General features: G+C 70.1%; 25 protein-coding genes. 21 read left to right on the top strand and 4 right to left on the bottom strand.

From position 1 onward, the window contains the following. The 10 genes from ACYVJJ_RS08550 (at position 1) to ACYVJJ_RS08505 (ending at position 9,832) form a co-directional block, all read left to right on the top strand. Positions 1–1,269, top strand: a complete 1,269-nt coding sequence (locus tag ACYVJJ_RS08550) for a 2OG-Fe(II) oxygenase (protein ID WP_460832712.1) — start codon at positions 1–3, stop codon at positions 1,267–1,269. Between the two features lie 31 nt (positions 1,270–1,300). Further along, the gene (locus ACYVJJ_RS08545) at positions 1,301–1,660 is read left to right on the top strand and encodes a hypothetical protein (protein ID WP_460832711.1); all 360 of its coding nucleotides are present in this window, start codon (positions 1,301–1,303) and stop codon (positions 1,658–1,660) included. Positions 1,661–1,882: 222 nt separating this feature from the next. After that, a complete protein-coding gene (locus tag ACYVJJ_RS08540; RefSeq protein WP_460832709.1) occupies positions 1,883–2,986 on the top strand; it encodes a Glu/Leu/Phe/Val dehydrogenase dimerization domain-containing protein in 1,104 nt (367 codons plus the stop codon). Between the two features lie 200 nt (positions 2,987–3,186). Beyond that, on the top strand, positions 3,187–4,344 hold the full coding sequence (locus tag ACYVJJ_RS08535) for an isovaleryl-CoA dehydrogenase (protein ID WP_460832708.1): 1,158 nt from the start codon (positions 3,187–3,189) through the stop codon (positions 4,342–4,344). Between the two features lie 177 nt (positions 4,345–4,521). After that, entirely contained in the window at positions 4,522–5,697 is a 1,176-nt protein-coding gene (locus tag ACYVJJ_RS08530; protein ID WP_460832706.1) for a thiolase family protein, read from the top strand. Between the two features lie 119 nt (positions 5,698–5,816). Beyond that, positions 5,817–6,188: a hypothetical protein gene (locus ACYVJJ_RS08525; RefSeq protein ID WP_460832704.1), complete on the top strand. Its 372-nt coding sequence runs from the start codon at positions 5,817–5,819 to the stop codon at positions 6,186–6,188. Between the two features lie 163 nt (positions 6,189–6,351). Beyond that, positions 6,352–6,732 (top strand): hypothetical protein, encoded by a 381-nt coding sequence (locus tag ACYVJJ_RS08520; RefSeq protein ID WP_460832703.1) that lies wholly within the window; start codon positions 6,352–6,354, stop codon positions 6,730–6,732. A gap of 177 nt (positions 6,733–6,909) precedes the next feature. Next, positions 6,910–8,520 carry a carboxyl transferase domain-containing protein gene (locus ACYVJJ_RS08515; protein ID WP_460832701.1) on the top strand — a complete coding sequence of 537 codons (1,611 nt, stop codon included), beginning with the start codon at positions 6,910–6,912 and terminating at the stop codon, positions 8,518–8,520. 377 nt (positions 8,521–8,897) lie between these two features. Beyond that, positions 8,898–9,479 (top strand): bactofilin family protein, encoded by a 582-nt coding sequence (locus ACYVJJ_RS08510; RefSeq protein WP_460832699.1) that lies wholly within the window; start codon positions 8,898–8,900, stop codon positions 9,477–9,479. After that, on the top strand, positions 9,476–9,832 hold the full coding sequence (locus ACYVJJ_RS08505) for a hypothetical protein (protein ID WP_460832697.1): 357 nt from the start codon (positions 9,476–9,478) through the stop codon (positions 9,830–9,832). Before ACYVJJ_RS08510 ends, ACYVJJ_RS08505 begins: the two co-directional genes overlap by 4 nt. 245 nt (positions 9,833–10,077) lie before the next feature. Here ACYVJJ_RS08505 and ACYVJJ_RS08500 read toward each other — a convergent pair whose 3' ends face one another. The 3 genes from ACYVJJ_RS08500 to ACYVJJ_RS08490 are packed head-to-tail and all read right to left on the bottom strand — an operon-like array spanning position 10,078 to position 12,432. Further along, positions 10,078–10,314 carry a DUF6587 family protein gene (locus tag ACYVJJ_RS08500; protein ID WP_460832695.1) on the bottom strand — a complete coding sequence of 79 codons (237 nt, stop codon included), beginning with the start codon at positions 10,312–10,314 and terminating at the stop codon, positions 10,078–10,080. 2 nt (positions 10,315–10,316) lie between these two features. Next, positions 10,317–12,176 carry a ferrous iron transporter B gene (gene feoB, locus ACYVJJ_RS08495; RefSeq protein WP_460832693.1) on the bottom strand — a complete coding sequence of 620 codons (1,860 nt, stop codon included), beginning with the start codon at positions 12,174–12,176 and terminating at the stop codon, positions 10,317–10,319. Between the two features lie 7 nt (positions 12,177–12,183). Next, entirely contained in the window at positions 12,184–12,432 is a 249-nt protein-coding gene (locus ACYVJJ_RS08490; RefSeq protein ID WP_460832692.1) for a FeoA family protein, read from the bottom strand. A gap of 108 nt (positions 12,433–12,540) precedes the next feature. Between ACYVJJ_RS08490 and ACYVJJ_RS08485 the strand changes: the two genes are divergently transcribed. The 9 genes from ACYVJJ_RS08485 (at position 12,541) to ACYVJJ_RS08445 (ending at position 19,662) form a co-directional block, all read left to right on the top strand. Further along, complete coding sequence (locus ACYVJJ_RS08485; protein ID WP_460832690.1) at positions 12,541–13,326, top strand: enoyl-CoA hydratase-related protein; 786 nt, start codon at positions 12,541–12,543, stop codon at positions 13,324–13,326. Positions 13,327–13,336: 10 nt separating this feature from the next. Continuing rightward, positions 13,337–13,732, top strand: a complete 396-nt coding sequence (locus tag ACYVJJ_RS08480) for a VOC family protein (protein WP_460832688.1) — start codon at positions 13,337–13,339, stop codon at positions 13,730–13,732. Then, on the top strand, positions 13,733–15,736 hold the full coding sequence (locus ACYVJJ_RS08475) for an acetyl/propionyl/methylcrotonyl-CoA carboxylase subunit alpha (protein WP_460832687.1): 2,004 nt from the start codon (positions 13,733–13,735) through the stop codon (positions 15,734–15,736). After that, positions 15,733–16,632 carry a hydroxymethylglutaryl-CoA lyase gene (locus ACYVJJ_RS08470; protein ID WP_460832685.1) on the top strand — a complete coding sequence of 300 codons (900 nt, stop codon included), beginning with the start codon at positions 15,733–15,735 and terminating at the stop codon, positions 16,630–16,632. Before ACYVJJ_RS08475 ends, ACYVJJ_RS08470 begins: the two co-directional genes overlap by 4 nt. Continuing rightward, a complete protein-coding gene (locus tag ACYVJJ_RS08465; protein ID WP_460832684.1) occupies positions 16,629–17,114 on the top strand; it encodes a GNAT family N-acetyltransferase in 486 nt (161 codons plus the stop codon). The genes ACYVJJ_RS08470 and ACYVJJ_RS08465 overlap by 4 nt, the downstream gene beginning before the upstream one ends. Positions 17,115–17,333: 219 nt before the next feature. Next, positions 17,334–17,825: a YfbM family protein gene (locus ACYVJJ_RS08460; RefSeq protein ID WP_460832682.1), complete on the top strand. Its 492-nt coding sequence runs from the start codon at positions 17,334–17,336 to the stop codon at positions 17,823–17,825. A 96-nt stretch (positions 17,826–17,921) separates the two neighbouring features. Next, positions 17,922–18,692 carry an SDR family NAD(P)-dependent oxidoreductase gene (locus ACYVJJ_RS08455; RefSeq protein ID WP_460832681.1) on the top strand — a complete coding sequence of 257 codons (771 nt, stop codon included), beginning with the start codon at positions 17,922–17,924 and terminating at the stop codon, positions 18,690–18,692. A gap of 12 nt (positions 18,693–18,704) precedes the next feature. Continuing rightward, a complete protein-coding gene (gene yeiP, locus ACYVJJ_RS08450) occupies positions 18,705–19,271 on the top strand; it encodes an elongation factor P-like protein YeiP (RefSeq protein ID WP_460832680.1) in 567 nt (188 codons plus the stop codon). Continuing rightward, positions 19,261–19,662, top strand: a complete 402-nt coding sequence (locus tag ACYVJJ_RS08445) for a hypothetical protein (RefSeq protein ID WP_460832678.1) — start codon at positions 19,261–19,263, stop codon at positions 19,660–19,662. The genes yeiP and ACYVJJ_RS08445 overlap by 11 nt, the downstream gene beginning before the upstream one ends. A gap of 7 nt (positions 19,663–19,669) precedes the next feature. Here ACYVJJ_RS08445 and ACYVJJ_RS08440 read toward each other — a convergent pair whose 3' ends face one another. Beyond that, on the bottom strand, positions 19,670–20,236 hold the full coding sequence (locus ACYVJJ_RS08440) for an NUDIX hydrolase (RefSeq protein ID WP_460832676.1): 567 nt from the start codon (positions 20,234–20,236) through the stop codon (positions 19,670–19,672). Positions 20,237–20,401: 165 nt separating this feature from the next. Here ACYVJJ_RS08440 and ACYVJJ_RS08435 point away from each other — a divergent pair, with 165 nt between their 5' ends. Continuing rightward, entirely contained in the window at positions 20,402–21,967 is a 1,566-nt protein-coding gene (locus ACYVJJ_RS08435; protein ID WP_460832674.1) for an amino acid permease, read from the top strand. Positions 21,968–22,094: 127 nt separating this feature from the next. Beyond that, positions 22,095–22,760, top strand: coding sequence for a methylthioribulose 1-phosphate dehydratase (locus ACYVJJ_RS08430; RefSeq protein ID WP_460832672.1), 666 nt, complete (start codon positions 22,095–22,097; stop codon positions 22,758–22,760). The last annotated feature ends 9 nt before the right edge of the window (positions 22,761–22,769 follow it).

The following is a 22,769-nucleotide window of genomic DNA, read 5'->3' as shown; positions in this document are numbered from 1 at the left end:
ATGACGAATCCGCATGACCTCGACACGCTGCGCGGCGCTGCCGAATCGGGCGCGCCCGATGCCCTGTTCCGCTACGCCACCGCTCTGGTGGCCGCGCTGCGCATGGAGGAGGCCTTCGAGGTCCACGTGCGCGCCGCCAAGGCGGGGCATGCGCCCGCGATGATCGAGGTCGGCCGCATGCACCTGTACGGGGTCGGCACGGATGAGGACGTCGAGCTCGCGGTGCGGTCCTTCGAGCGCGCCGAGGCCGCCGGACAGCCCATCGGCGGCTACTTCCTGGCGCTGATCGGGCTCGGCGGCGTGGCCCTGCCGCGCGACGAAAAGGTCGGTGCGCGCCTGCTGGCCGCGGTGCAGGCGGGCCATCCGCCCGCGCTGCGCGCCGCGGCGATCCACTTCGGCCGCAAGCCGAACCTGCAGGACCAGGCCCTGGCCGTGCAGCTGCTCGACCACGCCGCAGGCCGCGGCGACGCCGTCGCGGCACAGCTCTTGGCCGAGCGGCTGCGTCGCGGCGAAGGCGTCACCGCCAATCCGGAGGCGGCGCAGCAGCTCCGCGCCAGGCTGCGCGAGGGCGGGTTCCCTGACTTTCCGGAGATCGTCGCGGTTCCGGCTGCGCCGCGCCGCACCGTGCCGCCGTCGACGCTGGCGCTCGACGAGGTGACCGAGCCCCCGCCGCAGACGCGGCTGTCGGAGACGCCACGGATCGCGCAGGTCGACGGGCTGCTGTCCGTCGACGAATGTCGCCTGCTGGTGGCCAGCGCGCAGCCCCTGCTGCGGCCCTCGCAGGTGCACGACGCGGCCGCCGGCGAAGCGGCCCGCAAGGCCCTGCGCACCAGCAGCGATGCCGCGTTCGACCCGCTGCTGGAGGACTTCGCCCTGCGCCTGGTGCAGTTGCGGATGGCGTCGGCGGCCGGCGTGGAGCTCGTGCAGGCCGAACAGCTGATCGTGCTGCGCTACGGGCCCGGCCAGGAATACCGCCCGCACCGCGACGACCTGCCGCCCGAGGCGATCGAGCGCGACCGCCCGGCCGCCGGCAACCGCATGCGCACGATCTGCGCCTACCTCAATACTCCGCTCGAGGGCGGCGCCACCGACTTCCCCGCCGCGGGCGTGCGCATCGAGCCCGAGGCCGGCCGCGCCGTCGTCTTCGATAGCCTCGATGCCGAAGGCCGCCCGGTGCCCGACTCGCTGCATGCGGGCCTGCCCGTCGAGCGTGGCGAGAAGTGGCTGGCCACGCTGTGGTTGCGCGAGCGCGCCTATCGCGCGTACTGATCGGTTCGAACGACCACGGGAGACGGCGCTGATGCGGACGATCGCGCTCGTGATGCTGATGCTGGCGTCGGCGGCCCGGGCGGGCGAGCCGCCGAAGGCGGTGACCACCGAGCTGTACGAGGACGCGCGGGTCCGCGCCTACGAGGTGCGCTTCGAGCCGGGGGCGACCGCGCGGCTGCTCGCGCGCCCGTTCCGCATGGTCCGGGCGCTCGACGACGGCATGCTCGAGCGCAAGGCGCCGGGCGAGGCGGCGGTGGTCGAGCACTGGCGTGCCGGCGAAGTGCGGGCGCTGCCTGCCGACGTCGCCGCCACGCGCAACGTGGGCGCGTCGGTGTTGCGCCTGTACATCGTCGCGCTCAAGCCCGTGTCGAGCTCGTCTGCGACCCCCTGAAGTCTGCCGACGTACGCCGGCGCATGTGCCGTGCGGCGCGCGCCTCGCGAGCCCCGGCCCTTCGCGGTGGACGCCCGCGCAACGCGAATGGACTAAAATCCCGCTTCTGTGTCGGGCCGATCGCGCCGGGCACATCGCGCGTCCCTTTCGATTCAACGACTTAACCAACCAGTCGGCCGGAACGCGCGGAGCGCGCTCGTCGGCGCCGGCGCGGAGCCCGAGATGATCTTCGAAACCCTCGACACCACCGGCCACGAGCAGGTCGTCTTCTGCCACAACAAGGACGCGGGCCTCAAGGCCATCATCGCGATCCACAACACCGTGCTCGGTCCCGCTCTGGGCGGCACGCGCATGTGGCCGTACGCCAGCGAGGCGGAAGCGCTTAACGACGTGCTGCGCCTGTCGCGCGGCATGACGTACAAGAATGCGGTCGCGGGCCTGGACATCGGCGGCGGCAAGGCGGTGATCATCGGCGACCCCGCGAAGGACAAGTCCGAGGCGCTGTTCCGCGCGTTCGGCAAGTTCGTCGACTCCCTCGGCGGGCGCTACATCACCGCCGAGGACGTTGGTATCGACGTCAACGACATGGAATACGTCTACCGCGAGACCGAGTTCGTCACCGGCGTGCATCAGGTGCACGGCGGCTCGGGCGACCCCTCGCCGTTCACTGCCTACGGCACGCTGCAGGGCCTGATGGCCACGCTCAACCGCAAGTATGGCAACGAGGAAGTCGGCAACTACTCCTACGCCGTGCAGGGCCTGGGCCACGTCGGCATGGAATTCGTGAAGCTGCTGCGCGAGCGCGGCGCGAAGGTGTTCGTGACCGACATCAACAAGTCGCTGGTCGACCGTGCGGTCGAGGACTTCGGCGCCGAAGCGGTGGGCACCGACGAGATCTACGACGTGCAGGCCGACGTCTACTCGCCGTGCGCGCTGGGCGGTACGGTCAACGAGAAGACGCTGCCCCGCCTGAAGGCCAAGGTCATTTGCGGCGCCGCGAACAACCAGCTCGCCAACAATGCGATCGGCGATGAAGTCGAGAAGCGCGGCATCGTCTACGCCCCGGACTACGCGGTGAACGCGGGCGGCGTGATGAACGTGGCACTGGAGATCACCGGCTACAACCGCGAGCGGGCGATGCGCATGATGCGCACGATCTACCACAACCTTGCGCGCATCTACGAGATCGCCGACCGCGACGGCATCCCGACCTACAAGGCCGCCGACCGCATGGCCGAGGAGCGCATCGCGATGCTCGGCAAGCTCAAGCTGCCGCTGGGCCGCTCGAAGCCGCGCTTCGAGGGTCGTATCCGCGGCGGGCACTGATTTATCGGTCTTTGACCGATAGATCCCCTGCGTTTTTCGCATAGCGAAAAACTCGGGCCCAGTTGTCAGCTCCCACGACCCCGCCGCTGCCACGGCGCCCCCCTTGATTCAAGGGGGGTTGTGGGTAACGCACCCGCGTCGCCTCCGGCGGTGTCTTTTCGCCGTATCGCGCGACGAACGAAAACGCGAGGCACTGAACGATGCGACCTTTCCCCCTCGGTGAAGAGATCGATGCGCTGCGCGACGCGGTCCGCCGCTTCGCCGAGTCCGAGATCGCGACGCGTGCCGCGCAGATCGACCACGACAACGCCTTTCCGCAGGACCTGTGGCCGAAGCTCGGCGAGATGGGACTGCTCGGCCTGACGGTGCCCGGCGAGTACGGCGGCAGCGAGATGGGCTACCTCGCGCATCTCGTGGCGATGGAGGAAATCTCGCGCGCCTCGGGCTCGGTGGGCCTGTCCTACGGCGCGCACTCCAACCTGTGCGTTTCGAACCTGTATGCCAACGGCAACGAGGCGCAGCGGCAGAAGTACCTGCCCAGGCTCTGCACCGGTGAGTGGAAGGGCGCGCTGGCGATGAGCGAGCCGGGCGCCGGCTCGGACGTCGTCGGCTCGATGAGCTGCCGCGCGGAGCTGCGCGACGGCGCGTGGGTCGCCAATGGCAACAAGATGTGGATCACCAACGGCCCCGAGGCCGACGTGCTGATCGTCTACATGCGCACCGCAGGCAAGGACGCCGGCAGCAAGTGCATGACCGCCTTCCTCGTCGAGAAGGGCATGAAGGGCTTCTCGACCGCGCAGAAGCTCGACAAGCTCGGCATGCGCGGCTCGAACACCTGCGAGCTGGTGTTCGAGGACTGCGAGATCCCCGCGGAGAACGTGCTCGGCGACGTGCACAACGGCGTCAAGGTGCTGATGAGCGGGCTCAACACCGAGCGCCTCGTGCTCACCGGTGGCCCCCTTGGCCTCATGCAGGCCGCGATGGACATCACCCTGCCCTACGTGCGCGAGCGCAAGCAGTTCGACATGCCGATCGGCTGCTTCGAGCTGATGCAGGGCAAGGTCGCGGACATGTACACCGCGCTGCAGGCGTCGCGGGCCTTCGCCTACCAGGTGGCGCGCGACTATGACGCGGGCCACCGCTCGCGCATCGACGCGGCCTCCTGCCTGCTCAATGCCTCCGAGGCCGCGGTGCAGGTCACCCTCGAGGCGATCCAGTCCCTCGGCGGCAACGGCTACATCAACGAGTACCCGACCGGCCGCCTGCTGCGCGACGCCAAGCTCTACGCGATCGGCGCCGGCACCAACGAGATCCGTCGCATGCTGATCGGGCGCGAGCTCTTCGCCGGCAACGCCTGAGCCGGATGCAACGTTGGCCACGAAGGACCGCCCCCCGGCGGTCCTTTGTCGTTTCAGGCCTCACGCGGCGCTAACGAAAGGCCTCGGGCATCGTACGCATGGGCGTTTGCGGCACCGCAACAAGCCGCCGCATAATCGGGTGATTCCGGCCCCGGGCCGGCCCCCACGGAGATCGCCATGAGCGACGTCGTCATCGTCGGTGCCAAGCGCACCGCCATCGGTTCCTTCCTCGGCCAGTTCACGGGCGTCCCCACCCCGGCGCTCGGCGCCGCGGCGATCAAGGGCGCCATCGAGCAGGCCGGCATCCCGGCCGATTCCGTGCAGGAAGTGCTTATGGGCTGCGTGCTGCCCGCGGGCCTCGGCCAGGCGCCGGCGCGCCAGGCGGCGATCGCCGCAGGCGTGCCGACCTCGGCGGCCTGCATCACCATCAACAAGGTCTGCGGCTCGGGCATGAAGGCGATGATGCTCGCCGCCGACATGATCCGCGCGGGTTCCGCCGAGGTCGTGGTGGCGGGCGGCATGGAGTCGATGACCAACGCGCCGCACCTGCTCAACAACTCCCGCACCGGCGTGCGTTACGGCTCGGCCGAGTTCCTCGACCACATGGCCCACGACGGCCTGACCAATCCGTACGACGGCAAGGCGATGGGCGTGTTCGGCGACGCGACCTGCAGCAGCTACGAGTACAGCCGCGAGACGCTCGACGCCTACGCCGCCGAGAGCGTGCGCCGCGCGCAGGACGCGGTGAACTCCGGCGCGTTCAAGGCCGAGATCGTCCCGGTGACGGTCAAGGGCCGCAAGGGCGAAGTCGTCGTCGACACCGACGAGGAGCCGGGCAAGATCGATGCGTCGAAGATCCCGTCGCTGCGTGCGGCATTCGGCAAGGATGGCCTGCTGACCGCCGCGACGTCCTCGAAGATTTCCGACGGTGCCGCCGCCGCGGTACTGATGTCGTCCGACGCCGCGCAGCGCCTGGGCGCCACGCCCATCGCACGCGTGGTCGCGCAGGCCGGACACGCGCAGGAGCCCGAATGGTTCACCACCGCCCCCGTCGAAGCCATGCGCCGCGTGCTCGCGAAGGCGGGCTGGACGGTCGACGACGTCGATCTGTTCGAGGTCAACGAGGCCTTCGCCTGCGTCGCGATGGCGCCGATGAAGGACCTCGGCATCCCGCATGAAAAGCTCAACGTCAATGGCGGCGCCGTCGCGCTCGGCCACCCGATCGGCGCGAGCGGTGCGCGTCTCGTCGTGACGCTGCTGCATGCACTGCAGGCGCGTGGCGGGCGTCGCGGCGTCGCCTCGCTGTGCATCGGCGGCGGCGAGGCCACCGCGATCGCCGTCGAGCTCATCTGAAGTTAAAGAAATGTGATGTGCCGTTGGTCATGCGATCGCTTGACATGAAGCGGCCGCTTGTCATCATGTCTATGGCGCGCAACTGCGCGTTGCCTAAAACCACGACGAGGAATCGAACCATGAACATCAATAAGGCGCTGCTCGCCCTGGCTCTGGGCCTGGCCCTGACGGCTTGCGCGAACAAGGATCAGGCTGCCGACGCAGCTGCCGAGGCCAGCGAGGCCGCGGGCGAAGCCCAGGAAGCCGCCAACAACGCCGCCGCTACGGGCGACGCCGCTGCGGGCGCTGCTGCCCAGCAGGCTGCCGACTCCGCCGCCGCCGCTGCTGACGCCGCCGCCACCTCGGCCGACGCCGGTGCGACCGGTTCGGCTGACGCCGGCGACGCCGCCGACGCCGCCGAGAACGCGGCCGACGCCGCCGAGCAGGCGCAGGACGCTGCCGAGCAGTCCGCTGCTTCGGCCGGCGCTGCCACGAACAACAACGGCAACTAACATTCGTTAGCGACTGTTGTAAGATGTGAAAAAGCCGTCGGTGATCCGGCGGCTTTTTCCATGGTCAGTGAACGATAGACCGGCCCCGAGCCGAGCGATGCGCGCACTGGCGTTGCCTGACTGCAGTTCTTTTTCTTTTCAGACAACTCCTCCGGAGAATGCAATGAACACCAAGCTCTACGTGCTCCTCGCCGCCGCCGTCCTCGCTCTGTCGGCCTGCAAGAACGAAACCGCTACGGCCCAGGGCGAGGCCGCTGAGGCCGGCGCCGCGACCGACGCCGCGGGCGCCGCCGCTGCCGACGCCGCCGCCGCTGCCGGCAACGCCGCCGCCGAAGGCGTCGACGCCGCCGCTGCCGCCACGGGCGAAGCCGCTGCCGAGGCTGGCGCTGCTGTCGACCAGGCTGCCGACGCCGCGACCGCCGCCGCCAACGAGGCTGCTGCCACCGCCGCGAACGCGACGGCCGAGGCTGCCACGGACGCCGCCCAGGCTGCGAACGAGACGGCCAACAAGGCCGAAGCCGCTGCCGAAGAAGCCAAGAAGTAATCACTTCGCTTCGAAGCTGCTGCACTGGAAGGCCCGCGAAAGCGGGCCTTCTTTTTTGCTTCCAATGCGCCGCGCATTTCCGGATACGCGGCCGCGATCGCCTGTGGCGCGTGAGCCGCAGTAGCCCGGCACGCAAGCTTGTGGTTTGATCGCGCGTCCCCGCAGACCCGTCCGCCCATGCCCGCGCTTCCCACGCAGCTCGACCCCCGTTCCGCGCAGTTCCAGGAGAACGCCGAGCACCATCGCGCCCTGGTCGACGAGCTGCGACGGCGCCTTGCGCGTGCGGCGGAGGGCGGCGGCGACAAGGCGCGCGACAAGCACACCGCGCGCGGCAAGCTGCTCGCGCGCGATCGGATCACCGGGCTGCTCGACGAGGGCTCGCCCTTCCTCGAGATCGCACCGCTGGCGGCGGAGGGCATGTACGACGATGCGGCGCCCGCGGCCGGCATCGTCTGCGGCATCGGGCGCGTAATGGGCCAGGAGGTCGTCGTCGTCGCGAACGACGCGACGGTCAAAGGCGGCACCTACTTCCCGATGACGGTCAAGAAGCACCTGCGGGCCCAGGAAGTGGCGATGGAGAACCGCCTGCCCTGCATTTACCTCGTCGATTCCGGCGGCGCGTTCCTGCCGATGCAGGACGAGGTCTTCCCGGACAAGGAACATTTCGGCCGCATCTTCTACAACCAGGCGCGCATGTCGGCGGTCGGCATTCCGCAGGTCGCGGTGGTGATGGGCAGCTGCACCGCGGGCGGTGCCTATGTTCCGGCGATGTGCGACGAGAGCATCATCGTCAGGGAACAGGGGACGATCTTCCTCGGCGGCCCGCCGCTGGTGAAGGCCGCGACCGGCGAAGTGGTCGACGCGGAAGCCCTCGGCGGCGCGGACGTGCACACCAGCGTCTCGGGCGTGGCCGATCACTTCGCCGAGAACGACGACCATGCGCTGCAGATCGCGCGCGACATCGCGGCGAACTTCAACCGCCGGAAGGTCTTGCCCGTCGCCACGGTACCTGCGCGCGAGCCGCTCTACCCCGCCGACGAGCTCTACGGCATCGTGCCGAAGGACACGCGTCGTCCGTTCGACATCCGTGAGGTGATCGCGCGGCTGGTCGACGGCAGCGACTTCCACGAGTTCAAGGCACGCTACGGCAAGACGCTGGTGACCGGCTTCGCGCACCTGCACGGTTATCCGGTGGGGATCGTCGCCAACAACGGCATCCTGTTCTCGGAGAGCGCGCTCAAGGGCGCGCATTTCATCGAGCTGTGCAACCAGCGCGGCATCCCGCTGGTGTTCCTGCAGAACATCACCGGCTTCATGGTGGGCCGGAAGTACGAGAACGCGGGCATCGCGAAGGACGGCGCGAAGATGGTGACGGCCGTGGCCTGCTCGCACGTGCCGAAGTTCACGGTGGTGATCGGCGGCAGCTTCGGCGCCGGCAACTACGCGATGTGCGGCCGTGCCTATGGCGCGCGCTTCCTGTGGATGTGGCCGAATGCACGCATCTCTGTGATGGGTGGCGAACAGGCGGCGAGCGTGCTCGCGACCGTACGTCGCGACGCGCTCGAAGGTGCGGGCCAGCCGTGGAGCGTCGAGGACGAGGAGGCGTTTAAAGCTCCGATCCGCGACCAGTACGAAACGCAGGGCAGCCCCTACTATGCGACCGCGCGGCTCTGGGACGACGGCGTGATCGATCCGATCGACACCCGCCGCGTGCTCGGCCTCGGGCTGTCGGCGAGCCTCAATGCGCCGATCGAGGAGCGCACGCGGTTCGGCGTGTTCCGGATGTAGGCGGATGCGCCCGCCTGCCGGTTGAACGCAGGCGCGGAGTCGAACGGTTGCGTGGTGCCCGCAGGCGGCGGCCGCTTCGCTTCGACGGCGAACGTCTCTGCACCCGACCTGCATGCCCGTTGCGCTGATCGCGATGCGGTGCGGTGTCACGCGCGTCCAACGATGAACACGCCGCGCCCATCGCTGGAGCCTGCGCGTTGCTGAGCGCCGGCTGCACGCCGCCTGCGTGCGTGGTGCGCTGCAGGCTGCGTCACGGATTTGGTGTGTAGGGCGCGTGATAAGGTCGACCTTCCCCCGGCCCGTGCTCCGGCACGGGCAGCTGGGCCGACCGCGTCATGCGCACCGGCAGGCGGTTGGCCCCTTACCCAGGAGCCGTCATGGCGATCTTCCCGAATTCCACCCCGAAGCGTGAGGCCAACGGCGCTGCGCCGCAGCCCGAGTCCGCACTCGGCAAGCAGCCCGACGCCAACGAATTCTCGTTCGCGCCGCAGGCCGCGTCGCCGATGACCTCGTCCGCACCGGCCGCGTCGCCGATGCGCGCGACCCGCGACACCAAGGAGTCGGTGATCGCCTCCGACCTGTCGATCGAGGGCCGCATCCAGGGCTCGGGCCACGTCCGCATCGCCGGCCGTTTCACGGGCGACATCGCGGTCGAGGGCGATCTCACGATCGAGGTCGGCGCACGCGTCAACGGCGGCGTGCGCGCGCGCCGCGTCAACGTGGCCGGCGAGCTGGAGGGCAACATCGAGTCCGCGCAGCGCGTGGAGATCGTCGAGAGCGGCTCCATGGTCGGCGACGTCAATGCAGGCGTGGTGACGGTCGCGCCGGGCGCGAAGATGCGCGGCCGCGTCGAGTTCGGCTGGGAGGCCGCGGCGCCTGCGACCGCGCCCGGGACGACCTCGGGCACGGCATCGACCAAGGCCGACCGTGGCACGCCGGAGGCCGGCGGCACGGCATGAATCCGGCCCGTCCCGGTACCCCGGGCGCGACACGGACCTGTCCGCACTGCAAGGCAACCATCCTCGACAGCGCCGCGGTCTGCCCCGCGTGCCGGCACCACCTGCGCTTCGAGGCGCCGGCGGATGGCGCGCGTGACCGGTCGACGTCGCTGCTCGTGGAGGGCGTGCTGCAATCCGATCGTCCGGGCGAGGCCGTCGAATACACGATGGTGCTGGTGATCCGGGACGAGCGTGGCGAGGAGGTCACGCGGCAGGTGGTCGGCGTGGGCGCGCTCGAGGGCACGCAACGGCGCAGCTTCAGCGTGGCGGTGGAGACGCATGCGATGCCGGCCGGCAAGGGTCGGCGTCGCTGACGCCGGGCATTCGCCAATCCGCGAAAAGCGATCGGGACCCGCGGCGCGTGCCGCGGGTCTCTGCATTTGGGGGGTCGTCATCCCGGCTAGTGCCCTGCCCGACTGCATTCGCCGATCGTGCAACCGCTTGGCAGGTGACTGAGTGCAACGCGAATGGTGACGGTGGCTGCTCGTGTTCGTGGCCGCGTCGGCGACTGAAGCGAGGCATGCACGTCGTCGCGCCAGGCGGCGACACGGGCGTTACATCAGTTGCGCGTACCGCAGCCGTTGCACCCGCCGCAGGCGCCGCCCGCGGCGACCGGCGGCGCGAGCCGCAGGCCGATACGGTGTAGCCACGCCGGGCCCGCATCGATGCACCGCAGGGCGACCCAGCCGCGCATGCGACGGGTCGCCGTCGGCATGCGGTCGTGCAGCACGTAGCCGCCGCTGGCCAGCACGGCAAGCGCGACGAGCACATGCTGCAGCAGCTGGCCGGTCTGCATCGTCAGCCGCCGAGCCCGCGGGCGAGCTGGTAGGTCACCAGCGATGCGAGATACGCCAGTGCGAACAGGTAGCCCGCCGCGATGCCGACCTGCCGCCAGGAATTTGTCTCGCGCCGGATCGTCGCGAGCGTCGACAGGCACTGCGGCGCGTAGATGAACCAGACGAGCAGCGCGAGGCCCGTCGCGAGCGACCAGGTGTCGGCCAGGATCGGCTGCAGCGCGCTGATGGCGGCCTCGTCGTCCGCGACCTGCAGCGCGTAGATCATCGCGAGCGAGGACACGGCCACCTCGCGCGCGGCGAGCGCAGGGATCAGTGCGATGCAGATCTGCCAGTTGAAGCCGAGCGGCGCGAATACGGTCGTGAGCGCATTGCCGAGGCGGCCGGCGAGGCTGTAGTCGATCGCGGCAGCAGCGGCACCTTCCGGCGGTGCCGGGAAATTCAGCAGGAACCACAGCAGGATGGTCAGCGACAGGATGATGCCGCCGACTCGGCGCAGGAAGATCCATGCGCGCTCCCACAGCCCGATCAGCACGTCGCGCGGATGCGGCACGCGGTAGGACGGCAGCTCGAGCATGAGTGGATGCTCGCGCTTGTCCGGCCGCCACTTCTTCATGACCCAGGCCACCGCCATCGCACTCAGGATGCCGGCGACGTAGAGCCCGAACAGCACGAGGCCTTGCAGGCTGAAGACACCGCCGACCTGCTCGCGCGGAATGAAGGCGCCGATCAGCATCGTGTACACGGGCAGGCGTGCCGAGCAGGTCATCAGCGGCGCGACGAGGATCGTCGCGAGGCGATCGCGCGGATCCTGGATCGAGCGCGTCGCCATGATCCCGGGAATGGCGCAGGCGAAGCTCGACAGCAGCGGAATGAAGGAGCGCCCCGACAGCCCCGCCGCCGACATCGTGCGATCGAGCAGGAACGCCGCGCGCGGCAGGTAGCCCGATTCCTCGAGCGCGAGGATGAAGAAGAACAGGATCAGGATCTGCGGCAGGAAAACGATCACGCCGCCGAGGCCCGCGATCACGCCGTCGGCCAGCAGGCTCGTCAGCGGGCCCGGCGGCAGCGCGTCGGTGACGGCGCCACCGAGCCAGCCCGTTCCCGCGTCGATCAGCTCGGCGACCGGCGCGGCCCAGGCGAACACCGCCTGGAAGATCAGGAACATCACCACGACCAGCGCGAGCAGGCCGAAGACCGGATGCAGCAGCCAGCGGTCGAGCGCATCGTCGATCGCCGCCGTGCGCCGCGGCATGGTGACCGCCGCCTCTAGGATGTGCCGCGCGCGCGCGTGCAGGTCGTCGAGATCCACGCCCTGCACATGCGGATCCGTGGCGGGCGGCAATGCCGCGGCGCCGGCGTCGAGCAGCTGCACGAGCCCTGCTGCGCCGCCGCTGCGTACCGCTACCGTCGGCACCACCGGCACGCCGAGCTCGCGGGCGAGCACGTCGAGATCAATGCGGATGCCGCGACGGCGTGCGGCGTCCATCATGTTGACGGCCACCACCATCGGCCGGCCGAGCGAGCGGACCTCGAGCGCGAAGCGAAGGTGCAGGCGCAGGTTGGTGGCATCGACGACGCAGACGATGACGTCCGGCGCCGGCTCGCCGGGGTAGAAGCCGCGGCAGAGGTCGCGGGTGACGGCCTCGTCGAGACTCGCCGCCTGCAGGCTGTAGGCGCCCGGCAGGTCGAGTACGACGTACTGGCGCCCCGACGGCGCGACGAAGCGGCCCTCCTTGCGCTCGACGGTGACCCCCGCGTAGTTGGCGACCTTCTGCCGGCTGCCGGTGAGGCGGTTGAAGAGCGCCGTCTTGCCGCAGTTGGGATTGCCGACCAGGGCCAGGCGGATGACGTCGCTGCTCATGCGGGCCTCAGGCGTCCACCGCACCGGTCTCGACGCGCACGCGCGCGGCCTCGCGGCGGCGCAGCGCGAAGCGGGTGAAACCGACCTGCACCAGCAGCGGCTCGGCACCCACCGGCCCGGCAGCCATCACTTCGACACGCTCGCCGCCGACGAAGCCGAGCTCGCGCAGGCGTCGTGCGATGACGTCGCCCGGGGCGGCGTCCTCGACGTCGAGCACGGTGGCCGCGGTGCGCCGGGGAAGTTCGGACAGTCTCACGAGGCGGATGCCGGCCAAATGGGAATCGTTCTCGATTCTACCACCCCGCAACCCCAATGGCCGCTGGCTCAACGGCTATGATCACGAGCTTTCCCCCGCGCGCCCGCCATGAGCCATCCCCTGCTCCACCTCCGCGACGGGCCGGTCGCGCGCCTGCGGCTGAACCGGCCCGAGCTGCACAACGCCTTCGACGCGACGCTCATCGCGGCCCTGAACGGCGCGCTCGCGGCGGTCGCGGCCGATCCGGACGTGCGGGTGGTGGTGCTGGAAGGCGAAGGCGCGTCGTTCTCCGCCGGCGCGGACCTCAACTGGATGCGCGGCATGGCCGCCGCGAGCGAGGCGGCCAATCGCGACGATGCCCTCGCCCTCGCCCGCCTGATGCGCGGCCTGGACGAGCTGCCGAAGTCGACGATCGCGCGGGTCCAGGGCGCGGCCTTCGGCGGCGGCGTCGGCCTCGTGGCCTGCTGCGACATCGCCATCGCAACGCCGAACGCGAAGTTCGGGCTCACCGAGAGCAAGCTCGGGCTGCTGCCTGCGGTGATCTCGCCATACGTGGTCGAGGCGATCGGCCCGCGCGAGGCACGGCGCTGGTTCGCCACGGCCGAGCTGTTCGATGCCGCGACCGCGCATCGCATCGGCCTGCTGCACGAGGTGGTCGACGATGCCGACGCGCTCGATGCCGCCGTCCAGCGGCAGGTCGACCTGCTGCTTAAGGCCGGCCCGATCGCCACTGCGGAGGCGAAGCGACTCGTGCGACGAGTGGCGTCGCACGCCGATCGCGACCGCCACGACGCCGACAACGCCGCGCTGATCGCGGCGCTTCGCGTCTCGCCCGAGGGCCAGGAAGGCCTCGGCGCCTTCCTCGACAAACGCAGGCCCGCTTGGGCGCCGTGAGGAGCAGATCGTGTTCGACCACCTCGGAATTCCCGTTTCCGACTACGCACGAAGCAAGCGCTTCTACGAATCGGTCATGGCCTCGTTGGGCTACTCGATCGTGATGGAGGCCACGCCCGAGCAGGCCGAGAGCGGCGAGCCCGCTTGCGGCTTCGGTCCCCCGGGCCGCCCGCTGTTCTGGATCGGCCGCGAGCCGGGCGGGATCGCATCCGTCCACGTCGCCTTCGAGGCGAAGACGCGTGCCGACGTGCAGGCTTTCCACGCCGCGGGCCTCGCCGCCGGGGGGCACGACAACGGCGCGCCCGGCCCGCGCCCGCACTACGGGCCGCACTACTACGCGGCCTTCGTCCTCGACCCGGACGGCCACAACATTGAAGCCGTCTGCCACGCACCGGAATCGGCCTGAGTGTTCGACAAGATCCTGATCGCCAATCGCGGCGAGATCGCCTGCCGCGTCATCCGCACCTGCCGCGCGCTCGGCATCCGCACCGTGGCCGTCTACTCGGAGGCGGATGCGGACGCGCAGCACGTGCGCCAGGCCGACGAGGCCTACTGCATCGGCGGCCCGCGCCCGCAGGAGTCCTACCTGCGCGCGGATGCGATCCTCGACGTCGCCCTGAAGTCGGGCGCGCAGGCGATCCACCCGGGCTACGGCTTCCTCAGCGAGAACGCCGACTTCGCCGACGCCGTGGAGGCCGCGGGCATCGCCTTCATCGGCCCGCCAGCGGCGTCGATGCGCAAGATGGGCAGCAAGGCCGGCGCGAAGGAGCTGATGCAGGCCGCGGGCGTGCCCGTGGTGCCCGGCTACACCGGCGAGGACCAGTCGCCCGACCTGCTGCAGCGCGAGGCCGACCGCATCGGCTACCCGCTGATGATCAAGGCGGCGCACGGCGGCGGCGGCAAGGGCATGCGCATCGTGCGCACGTCCGAGGAATTCCTGCCGAATCTCGAAAGCTGCCAGCGGGAGGCGCGCAACGCCTTCGGTCGCGACCGCGTGCTGCTCGAGCGCTACATCGAGCAGCCGCGCCACATCGAGATCCAGGTCTTCGCAGACCGCCACGGCAACACGATCCACGTGTTCGAGCGCGAATGCTCCGCGCAGCGCCGCTACCAGAAGGTGCTGGAGGAATCGCCCTCGCCGTTCCTGACGCCGGAGCTGCGCCGTGCGATGGGCGATGCGGCGGTGCAGGCCGCGCGCGCGATCGACTACGTCAATGCCGGCACCGTCGAGTTCATCGTCGGGCAGGACGGCGGCTTCTACTTCATGGAGATCAACACGCGCCTGCAGGTCGAGCATCCGGTCACCGAGATGGTGACGGGCCTCGACCTCGTCGAGTGGCAGTTGCGTGTCGCGTCTGGCGAGCCGCTGCCTCTTGCCCAGCATGCGCTCGCGCAGCGTGGCCATGCGATCGAGGTGCGGCTGTACGCCGAAGATCCGGATGCGGGCTTCCTGCCGGGCTCGGGCCGCCTCGAGCGCCTGCGCCTGCCGTCGAACGGTGACGGCGTACGCGTCGATTCCGGCGTGGTCGAAGGCGACACGGTCACGATCTTCTACGACCCGATGATCGCCAAGCTCATCGTGCACGGTGCGGACCGCGCCCAGGCACTCGCGCGGCTGCGCGACGCGCTGGCGGCGTGCGAGATCGCCGGGCCGAAGTCGAACGTCGAGTTCCTCGAGCGCCTGGTGCGCCATCCGGCCGTCGTCGGCGGCACGATCGACACGGGTTACCTCGACCGCCACCTCGACGAGTTCGTCGGGTCCGAGGCCGGCGCGTCGGCCGTTGCCTTCGTCGCGGCGATCGTGGCGCGCCTGCTTGGTCGCGAGCGCGCCTCGCGCGGCTGCATCGCGGCGTCCGGCGATCCGACGTCCCCCTGGGCCGCAAGCGACGGCTGGCGCATCGGCGGGCGTGCATCCACGCGATTCGCGGTGCTGCATCACGGCGAGCGCCGTGTGGTGCGCGCCAGCGGCGCGGCGGGGGCCTACGTCGTAGAGCTCGGCGACCGCCGCCACGAGATCGCCGGTGCACGCCTCCACGGTGACGTCATGAGCCTTCGCATCGACGGCACGGCACGGCGGTACACCGTCGCCGGCGGCGGGCGCGACTGGTCGGTACACGACGGCGAGCGCCGGCTGCGCCTCGTCGAAGCGCCGCTGCACGAGGCGACCGGCGGCGCAGTCGCCGGCGGCGCCGATCGCATCGCCGCGCCGATGCCGGGGCGGGTCGTCGTCGCGCGCGTCGCGCCGGGCGATGCGGTCACCGCCGGGCAGGAAGTGATGGTGATCGAGGCCATGAAGATGGAGCTGAGCCTGAAGGCACCGCGCGCCGGCACGATCGCGGAAGTGCGCGCCACGCCCGGTGAATTCGTCGAGGCCGATGCGGTGCTCGTGACGCTGGAGGCCTCGGCATGAACGGCGACTTCGTACGGATCGTCGAGGTCGGTCCGCGCGACGGCCTGCAGAACGAGAAGGCGACGATCGCGACCGCCGACAAGATCACGCTGATCGATCGCCTCTCCGCGACCGGCCTCGTCGAAGTCGAGGCGACGAGCTTCGTGAGTCCCAGGTGGGTGCCGCAGCTCGCCGATGCCGCCGATGTCTATCGCGGCATCCAGCGCCGCGAGGGGGTCCGCTATCCCGTGCTGGTACCGAACCTGCAGGGCTACGAGCGCGCACGCGAGGTCGGCGTGGACCACATCGCCGTGTTCACCGCGGCGTCGGAAGCATTCAACCGCAAGAACATCAATGCCTCGATCGACGAGTCGCTCGAGCGCTTCGCGCCGGTGATGGAGCGTGCAAAGGCCGACGGCGTGCGCGTGCGGGGCTACGTCTCCACGGTGCTCGGCTGCCCCTACCAGGGTGCGGTGCCGATGCCGGACGTCGTGCGGGTCGCGCGCGCTCTCCATGCCATGGGCTGCGAGGAGATCTCGCTCGGCGACACGATCGGCGTCGGCACGCCGGGCAAGGCCCGGCAGATGCTGCGCGCGGTCGCCAACGAGGTGCCGATGCAGGCGCTCGCGGTGCATTTCCACGACACCTACGGCCAGGCGCTCGCGAACGTCCTCGCCTGCCTCGAGGAAGGCGTGCGCGTGGTGGATTCCGCCGTCTCCGGCACCGGCGGCTGCCCGTACGCGCGCGGCGCGAGCGGCAACGTCGCCAGCGAGGACGTCATCTACATGCTCCACGGCCTCGGCCTGCGTACCGGGGTCGATCTCGATGCACTGGTCACGGTCGGTCAGTGGCTCTCCGGCCTGCTCGGCCGCGAGACGTCGAGCCGTGTCGCCCGCGCGCTGGGAGCTGCCGCATGACCGCGTATTCCATCCGACCGATCGAGGCGCGCGACGATGCAACCGTCGCCTCGATCATCCGAAGCGTGATGCCCGAGTTCGGCGCCAGCGGAGCGGGCTTCGCGATCAACGATCCCGAGGTCGACTGGATGTCACGCGCCTATTCGTCGCCACGGAGCGCGTACTTCGTCGTCGAGGTCGACGACCGCGTGGTCGGCGGCGGCGGCGTCGCGCAGCTCGAAGGCGGCGATGCCGGCACCTGCGAACTGCGCAAGATGTACTTCCTCCCCGAGGCGCGTGGCCTGGGTGCGGGCGCAACCCTGATGGCCCGCTGCCTGGACGCAGCGCGCGGCTTCGGCTTCGAGCGTTGCTACCTCGAGACACTCACCGGCATGGACGCGGCGATGCGGCTCTACGAGCGCAGCGGCTTCCGTCGCATCGATGCGCCGATGGGTGCCACCGGCCATGGCGGCTGCAACACCTTCTACCTGCGGGCCCTGTAGGCCCGCGCGCGGCTCTGTCGCGCATCGCGTGGACCTGCGGCACGTCTGTTCGACGTCCAGCCGCATGGTTCTCCGCAACGGTGCAGCTTCGTCGCCACGGGCGCGTTGCGGCCGAACCTTGGCGCCTAAGCCGGTGCACGGGCCCTCAGGCAAGGTGGCACGTGCCATCGGCCTGCCGTAAGTTGCGGCGACGTCGCCCACAACGCTGAAGGACCTGCTATGGGAATGCTCGCCTGCCTGCACGCGGTCGATGCCGCCACGCTCGAACGGCTCCGTGATGATCCCGAGCTGATCGAGGCGCTCATCGACGAGGAGGACGGAGAGCCGACCGCGGCGACGGACCTCGACAAGGCCTGGCACTGCATCCACTACATGCTTACGGGCGATGCCTGGGGCGGCGACGGCCCGCTCGCCGCGGCCATCCTCGGCGGCGAGCCTGCAGGCGAGGACGTTGGGTACGGGCCCGCCCGCCTGCTGCGCCCGGGCGCAGTACGCGAGGTCGCGACGGCGCTCGCCGGCATCGACGACGCCGAGTTCCGTTCCCGCTTCGATCCACCTGCAATGCAGGCCGCGGATGTCTACCTCGCCGACATGTGCGCACGCGACGCGGACGAGGCGCTCGACTACCTCGTCGAAAACTTCCGCGAGCTCGTCCGCTTCTATTCCGGCGCCGCCGAACGCGGCGACGGTGTCGTGCTTTCGATCTGCTGAGCCCGTCCGCCCACACCGCGACGGCCTGGGCCGCCCAACGCCGTAAAGCCGTCGCCAGCCGCTAGAATCGCCGCCTCCCCGCTTCGAGGACCCCCCATGCAGCTCTCCAACGCCCGCGCCGTCATCACCGGCGGCGTCTCCGGCCTCGGCTTCGCCGTCGCCCAGCGGATCGTCGCCGCCGGTGGGCGCGTCGTCCTGTTCGACGTGAACGACGAGAAGGGCGCGGCTGCGGTGCAGTCGCTCGGCGAGGCCGCCTCGCGCTATGTGCGCACCGACGTGACGGACGAAGCCGGCGTCGCTGCGAACGTCGCTGCGGCCGTCGAATTCCTCGGCGGCCTCAATGTCGCGGTCAACTGCGCGGGCATCCTCGGGTCCGGGCGCATGCTCGGCAAGGACGGCCCGATGCCGCTGTCGCAGTTCGCCACGACCGTGATGGTGAACCTCATCGGCAGCTTCAACGTCGCCAAGGCCTGTGCGCAGGTGATGCAGGGCAACGAGGCCGGCGACGACGGCGAGCGCGGCGTGATCATCCACACCGCGTCCGTCGCGGCCTACGAAGGCCAGATCGGCCAGGCGGCGTACTCGGCGTCGAAGGGCGGCGTGGTCGGCATGACGCTGCCGATGGCCCGCGAGCTCGCGCGCTTCGGCATCCGCGTCATGACCATTGCACCCGGCGTGTTCTGGACGCCGATGGTCGACGGCATGCCGGAGTCCGTCCAGCAGTCTCTTGCGGCGTCGATCCCGTTCCCGTCGCGCCTGGGCCGGCCCGAGGAGTTCGCCGACCTGGCGGCGTACATCCTCGGCAACACCTACCTCAACGGCGAGACCATCCGCCTCGACGGCGCGACGCGCCTCGCGCCGAAGTAACCGGGGACTGCAATGAAGGCCTACGACATCAAGAAGGGCAACGTCGTCGAGCACAACGGCGGCGTCTACCAGATCCGCGACATCGAGCGCAGCAGCCCGCAGGGCCGCGGCGGCAACGTGCGCTTCCGTTTCACCATGTACAGCGTGCCCGGCGGCAACAAGCTCGACGCCAGCTTCGACGGCGACGACGACCTGCGCGAGGTCGACCTCGCGCGGCGCCAGGCGACGTTCTCGTACATGGACGGCGACGCCTTCGTCTTCCTCGACGACGAGGACTACACGCCGTACACCCTCGACGCCGCGAGCGTCGGCGACATGGCCGGCTACATCGTGCCCGACCTCGCGGGTTGCTACGTGCAGATCATCGACGACGCGCCGGTGGGGCTGCAGCTGCCCCAGTCGGTCGTGCTGGAGGTGATCGAGACGCCGCCGGAGCTCAAGGGCGGTACGGCGACCAAGCGCCCGAAGCCCGCGCGCCTGTCGACGGGCATCGAGATCATGGTCCCCGAATACATCGCCCAGGGAGAGCGCGTGCTCGTCAACACGACGACGGGCGAGTTCGCCGGCCGTGCGGACTGAGCTGACCGTGCTCGCGCTCGCCGTCGCCTTGGCGGGCTGCGCGAGCGCGCCGGCGGGCGATCGCGTGTCGTCGGCGGGCACGCCCGTCGTGGCTGCGCCTGGCAGCTGCGTGCCGCCCCGACTCTCGACGGCAGGTGCGGACCTGTGCGCCTATCCGGCCGACGTTCGCGCCTTCGTCGAGGACCGCGACGCCTGCGATCACTTCCGCGGCGAGCCCTGGCCGGAGACGGATTCCGACGCCGACCGTGCACGACGCCGTGCGCTCGTCGAAGGCGTGCGCACCGCCTGCGCGGGCACGGACCGGCGGCTCGCCGACCTCCGCGCGCGCTACCGCGACGATGCGCGCGTGATTGCCCTGCTCGCGCCGTTCGAAGAGCGCATCGAGGACTGAACCCGGATCAGCCGGCGCGCGCGAGCCACTTGCGCGCCATCCGGCGCACGGAGTCGTCGGCGTCGGGATCGTCCACCAGCGAATCGACGCGGCGCCATGCGAGGTCGAGGGATTCCTCGCCCACGACGAACGCTTCGTCATCGCCTGCGCGCACGACGAAGCGTGCGTCGTAGTGCCAATGCGCCGGTACGTCGTGGCGCTCGGGGATCCAGTGGCGGTCCAAGTCGAACAGGCCGGACTCGAGCGTCAGCCCCGTCAGTCCCGACTCCTCCTCCGCCTCGCGCAGGGCGACCCGCGCGAGGTCCGCATCGCCGTCGGCATGGCCGCCGAGCTGCAGCCATCGGGCGAGCTTGCGGTGATGGGTAAGCAGCACGCGCTCGCCCGTGCGGTCGACGAGCCAGGCGGATCCGGTGAAGTGGCCGGCGAGGCGTTCGCGCGCGAACGGGTCGTGCGCCGTCTCCGAGAGCAGCTCCACGAAGTGCGCGACAACGGCCGCGTCCTCCGGCCGGCGCACGGCGTAGTCATCGAGCAGGCGCCTGAATGGGACGTTCGATACGTCGCGACGTGCAGTCATGCGGAAGCCCGGAGTGGTGCGTCGCAGCATTATCCCTGTTTAGGCGGGGCGCGACTTGTGCGGTGCGCCACTGCCGGCTAAGGTCGCCGGGTTGCATACACCGCCGAGCCGGGCGGGCCACGCGCCCGCGCGCGCACCGTTTTCGATCAAGGGGAACCTGATTCAATGGCGACCACTCCCAACCGCGGCCTCGTCAGCCGCATGCTCATGCGCAAGAGCGTCGCGCAGGTGCAGATGGAGACCGAGACCAGCCAGCTCAAGCGCACGCTCGGGCCCTGGAACCTCGTCTTCCTCGGCATCGGCTGCATCATCGGCGCGGGCATCTTCGTCCGCACCGGCAATGCCGCCGCCCTGCACGCCGGTCCTGCCGTCCTCCTCTCGTTCCTCGTGGCCGGCATCGTCTGCGCGCTCGCGGGCCTCTGCTACGCGGAGCTGTCGTCGACCCTGCCCGTCTCGGGCTCGGCCTACACCTACAGCTACACGACCATCGGCGAGTTTGCCGCCTGGATCATGGGTGCGCTGCTGCTGCTCGAGTACGGCCTGGCGGCGTCGGTGGTGGCGGTCGGCTGGTCCGGTTACGTGGTCAGCCTGCTCGGCGACTACGGGCTCGTGATCCCGCCGGAGCTGACCGGCCCCGCGGGCCATGCGCTGGTCCGCGATGGCGCGCCGGTGCTCGACGCCGCGGGCAACCCGGTGACCACGCTGTTCAACCTGCCCGCGCTGCTGATCTGCCTCGCGCTGGCCGGCCTGCTCGTCGTCGGCGTCTCCGAGAGCGCGAAGGTCAACAACATCATCGTCGCGATCAAGATGTCGGTGATCGTCGCCTTCATCCTGGTCGTCGGCTGGTTCGTCATCCAGAACTTCGACACGCTCAAGGGCAACTGGGATCCCTTCATCCCGGCAGCGACCGGCGAGAAGGGCGAGTTCGGCTGGGGTGGCGTGTTCCGCGCGGCGTCCATCGTGTTCTTCGCCTACATCGGCTTCGAGGCGGTCTCGACCGCCGGGCAGGAAGCGAAGAACCCGAAGAAGGACATGCCGATCGGCATCATCGGCTCGCTTGCGGTCTGCACCCTGCTCTACATCCTGGTCTCGATCGTCCTCACGCTCGTCGTCAACTACAAGACGCTGAACGTGCCGGATCCGGTCGCGGTCGCGGTCGATGCACTGGGCCCGCAGTGGGGCTGGTTCGCCAAGCTGATCAAGGTGGGCGCGATCGTCGGCCTGACCTCGGTGGTGCTGGTGCTCATGTACGGCCAGACGCGCATCTTCTACACGATGGCGCGCGACGGCCTGCTGCCCCGCGTCTTCTCGACGATCCATCCGAAGTTCAAGACCCCGTGGGTGAACACGGTGCTCGTCGGCGTGCTGACCGCGTTCGCGGCGGCCTTCTTCGACATCAACACCCTGGGCGACATGACCTCGGTCGGCACACTGGCGGCCTTCGGCATCGTCTGCCTGGCGGTCATCTGGCTGCGCCGCACGCATCCGGAGATTCCGCGCGGCTTCCGCGTCCCGCTGTACCCGGTGCTCCCGGCGCTGGGCATCCTGGCCTGCTTCGCGCTGATCTTCACCGTCGAGACCCGCGTGCTGGTGTTCTTCGCCTGGTACGCGGTCGGCGCGATCGTGCTGTACTTCCTGTACGGCATGCGCAATTCCCGCCTGAACAAGGGGCTCGGCCAGATCGACGGCCCGGAGCTTCCCGAGTTCAAGGAAGACGCGCCCGGCCGCTGACGCCCAGCGGCCGCGACGTTCGGATGCAAGGAGACGGCGCGGGCAACCGCGCCGTTTTCTTTGGCGCGGCGGCGGGCGCCGTTGCGGCAATGCACGCCACCGACGCCGGCTGCCCTAAAATCGCCCGATGACCGACGTGCTCCCCTACGACCCCGAACGCCTCGCGCAGGCCGCCGGCGAAATCATCGTGAACGTGCGCGAGCTCGCCGCGCGCGGCTGGACGCCCGCGACGAGCAGCAACTTCTCGCGCCGGATGGACGCCGGGCACGCGGCGATCACCGTCTCCGGGCGCGACAAGGGCCGGCTGGTCGATGCGGACATCATGGTCGTGGACCTCGAGGGCGCGCCGGTCGCCACGACGCAGAAGTCGTCGGCCGAAACGCTGCTGCATACGCAGCTGTACAAGCGGTTTCCCGACATCGGCTGCGTGCTGCACACGCACTCGATGAACCAGACCGTCGCCTCGCGCCTGTACGCGCGCGAGGGGCGCGTCCGCCTGGAGGGCTACGAGTTGCTCAAGGCCTTCGCGGGCAACACGACGCATGAGACCCTGCTCGACCTGCCGGTCCTGCCGAATTCGCAGGACATGCCCGAGCTCGCCGCACAGGTGGAAGCGCTGCTCGACGCCGGCCCGCTGTGGGGCTACCTGATCGAGGGGCACGGCCTGTACGCCTGGGGCCGCGACATGCCCGAGGCGCGCCGCCACCTCGAAGCCTTCGAATTCCTGCTCGCCTGCGAGCTGGAGATGCGCCGCGTCGGCGCGACCTACGTGCCGGCGTCGCCGGCGCATTGACGAATCCCG

Source organism: Lysobacter humi (ex Lee et al. 2017), from assembly GCF_054781815.1.
This window is presented reverse-complemented; position numbering and strand designations above follow the sequence as displayed.